This window comes from Tardiphaga sp., assembly GCF_025356345.1.
In the GTDB taxonomy this organism is placed as follows: Bacteria; Pseudomonadota; Alphaproteobacteria; order Rhizobiales; family Xanthobacteraceae; genus Tardiphaga.
Genome location: NZ_JANXTC010000169.1, coordinates 1 through 3,227 on the forward strand (window position 1 = coordinate 1; position 3,227 = coordinate 3,227).

Sequence of the window (3,227 nt, forward strand, 5' to 3'; positions counted from 1 at the left end):
CGCATCCTGCACCGCGCCGCGGCGCTGATCATGGAGCGGGCGGAGCATATTGCCAGCCTGATCACGCTCGAACTGGGCAAGCCGATCGCCGAATCCCGCGTCGAGGTCGAGACGGCGGCTTCGATCTTCGTGTGGAACGCGGAAGAGGGACGCCGCGCCTACGGCCGTGTGATTCCGTCGCGTGATCCGAAAATCCAGCAGATCTCGGTTCGCGAGCCGCTCGGCCCGATCGCGGCGTTCGCGCCGTGGAACGCGCCGGCGATCACGCCCGCGCGAAAAATCTCCAGTGCGCTCGCCGCCGGATGCTCGGTCATCATCAAGCCATCGGAAGAAACGCCGGCCACCGCGCTCGCGATCGCCGCCGCGTTGCAGGAGGCCGGCCTGCCGGACGGCGTGCTGAATGTGTTGTTCGGTGATCCGGCGATGATTTCCGCGAAGCTGATCGGCTCATCCATCATTCGCGGCGTCACCTTCACAGGCTCGACGCGGATTGGTAAGCAACTCGGAGTGCTGGCGGTCCAGACCATGAAGCGGATGACGCTCGAACTTGGCGGCCACGCTCCCGTCGTGATATTCGGCGACGTCGATCCGGAAGCCGCCGCGCTATCCGCCGTTTCCGCCAAGTTCCGCAATTCCGGTCAGGTCTGCACCTCGCCGACCCGCTTCTTCGTGCATGAGTCGATCCACGATCGCTTCGCCGCTCGGCTTTCCGAGTTGACCAACGCCATCACCGTCGGCGACGGCTTTGCCGCTTCGACGAAAATGGGTCCTCTGGCGAATGCACGGCGCGTCGAGTCGATGGAGCGCTTTGTTGACGATGCTCGGGCGCGCGGCATAACGGTGTCGGCCGGCGGCGAGCGCCGCGGCGACCAGGGGTTTTTCTATCGGCCGACGGTGCTGACGAATGTCGACGATGACTGCATGGCATCGAACACCGAGCCGTTCGGCCCGTTGGCAGTCACGTCGCCGTTCCGGACCATCGACGACGCGATCCGGCTGTCAAACCGGCTGCCATTCGGCTTAGCCTCTTATGTCATGACGCATGACATGCGAAATTCGTCCGTGATGGGGGAGGCAATCCAGAGCGGTAATGTCATCATCAACCACTGGCAGGCCTCGCTGCCTGAAACGCCCTTCGGTGGCTACAAGGACAGCGGTGTCGGCCTCGAGGGCGGCATCGAAGGCTTGCAGGAGTTTCAGACAACGAAGTACCTGAGCCAGTTCGCCGATTGATTCCGGGGTTCCGACATGCTGCGTGAAATAGACGGACACGACGGACCGCTTCTGGCGTAAAGCGGCCAATGAAACCGCAGCTTTCTGTTGCCAAGGCAACTATTCTGTGAGAACTTTTCCAACGAGCGCAGAGCGATTAATCGCCGCGCCTGAGGGAGAGAAACGATGGTGGACCACGCCTGTGGTGCGGCAATCGCACGTGCGCGCGGACATCTATTCGGATGGCTCGCTGACGGCGTCGAGATTGCCGTGAATGCGGCGCAACAGGTCGATCAACACTTCGCGCTCCCGTTCGTCGAGGCAGGACAACAGTTTTCTTTCCCGTTCCAAGGCGGCGCCGATCACGGCGTCATGCGTGGCGCGCCCCTTCGCCGTCAACGCGATCGAATGGCTGCGGCCATCCTGGTGATCGGTTTCGATCTTGATCAATCCAAGCCGTTGCAGCCCAGCGAGCGTTCGGCTGACCGGCCCCTTGTCGAACCCGATGACATTGCAAATGCGCGATGCGGGAATGCCGGGCTCGATCGCCAGCAGCGACATGATGCGCCACTCGGTGACATTGACGCCGAAACGCTTTTGGTAGAACGCCGTCGCGCTGCGCGACAGCTTGTTGGCGATGAAGGTCACGAAGGCCGGCACGTAGCGGTCGAGATCCAGCAATTGTCCACTTTTGGCAGGCCCCGCGGGGACCTTGGTCTTCGCAATCGTGCGGCTCGCCTTGTTCGTCCCGTTCTTGTTCATGCCAATACAATCCGACTGTCCTTGCCGTCTGGCCAGTGCGGCCTGCCGGGTCCTTGCGCCCAGAAATAAAGACAACCAGCCGCAATTGCCAAGAAGAAAAGCAGGAGCTTTCCATGGTCGCGACTAATGCTTCACCCGCCCCGGCCAATCCGCCAGTTCTGACTTTCGGCAACAGCGATTGCTTAGCCGGTTCGTCGCCAGCGATCCCCGTTTCGGACATCGATCCGTTCGCAATGGACTTTTTCGCCGATCCCCATCCAACGCATGGAGTGCTGCGCGAGACAGGTCCCGTCGTGTATCTCGACAAATGGAATGTGTTTGCGGTGGCGCGCTATGCCGAAGTGCATGCGGTGCTGAACGATCCGCAGACGTTCTGCTCCAGCCGCGGCGCAGGGCTGAGCGACTTCGCAAAGGAGAAGCCGTGGCGGCCGCCGAGCCTGATTCTGGAAGCCGACCCGCCGGAACACACGCGCACCCGCGCGGTGCTCAGCAAGGTACTGTCGCCGGCGGTGATGAAGCAGTTGCGCGACGGCTTTGCGGCCGCTGCCGACGCCAAGGTCGATGAACTGCTGGCAAGAGGCAGCTTCGACGCGATCAGCGATCTGGCCGAGGCCTATCCGCTGTCGGTGTTTCCCGATGCGATGGGACTGCGGCAGGAGGGACGCGAGCACCTGCTGCCCTATGCCGGTCTGGTGTTCAACGCTTTCGGGCCGCCGAACGAATTGCGCGAAGCCGCGATCGCGCGCTCGGCGCCGCATCAGGCCTATGTCCTGCAACAGTGCCAGCGCGACAATCTTGCTCCCGGCGGGTTCGGCGCCTGCATTCACGCTCGGGTCGACAGCGGCGACATCACGGCGGCTGAGGCGCCGTTGCTGGTGCGCTCCCTGCTGTCGGCCGGACTCGATACCACGGTGAACGGCATCGGCGCGGCTGTTTATTGCCTGGCGCGCTATCCGCGGGAATTCGCCCGTCTGCGCACGGATCTGTCGCTCGCCCGCAACGCCTTCGAAGAAGCCGTGCGCTACGAAAGCCCGGTGCAGACATTCTTCCGCACCACGACGAGGGACGTCGAGATCAGCGGCTATCATGTCGGTGAAGGCGAGAAGGTACTCATGTTTCTGGCCGCCGCCAACCGCGATCCACGGCGCTGGGCCGACCCCGATCGTTACGATATCACGCGCAAGACTTCCGGCCATGTCGGCTTCGGATCCGGCATCCATATGTGCGTCGGACAATTGGTGGCGCGGCTGGAG

Annotated in this window: 3 protein-coding genes; 2 read left to right on the forward strand and 1 reads right to left on the reverse strand. The window is 62.9% G+C overall.

Going from position 1 to position 3,227, the window contains the following annotated elements:
* The coding region (locus tag Q0S16_RS09975; RefSeq protein ID WP_295847675.1) for an NAD-dependent succinate-semialdehyde dehydrogenase at positions 1-1,233 on the forward strand (1,233 nt) is incomplete at its 5' end.
* A 213-nt stretch (positions 1,234-1,446) separates the two neighbouring features.
* Here the strand turns inward: Q0S16_RS09975 and Q0S16_RS09980 are convergent.
* Positions 1,447-1,974 (reverse strand): MarR family winged helix-turn-helix transcriptional regulator, encoded by a 528-nt coding sequence (locus Q0S16_RS09980; protein WP_295847677.1) that lies wholly within the window; start codon positions 1,972-1,974, stop codon positions 1,447-1,449.
* 233 nt (positions 1,975-2,207) lie between these two features.
* Between Q0S16_RS09980 and Q0S16_RS09985 the strand changes: the two genes are divergently transcribed.
* The coding region (locus tag Q0S16_RS09985) for a cytochrome P450 (protein WP_295847680.1) at positions 2,208-3,227 on the forward strand (1,020 nt) is incomplete at its 3' end.

What these genes read in the sequence shown, in the direction of transcription:
- Q0S16_RS09980 (WP_295847677.1), bottom strand. Translation starts at nt 1,974, where the DNA reads ATGAACAAGAACGGGACGAACAAGGCGAGCCGCACGATTGCGAAGACC.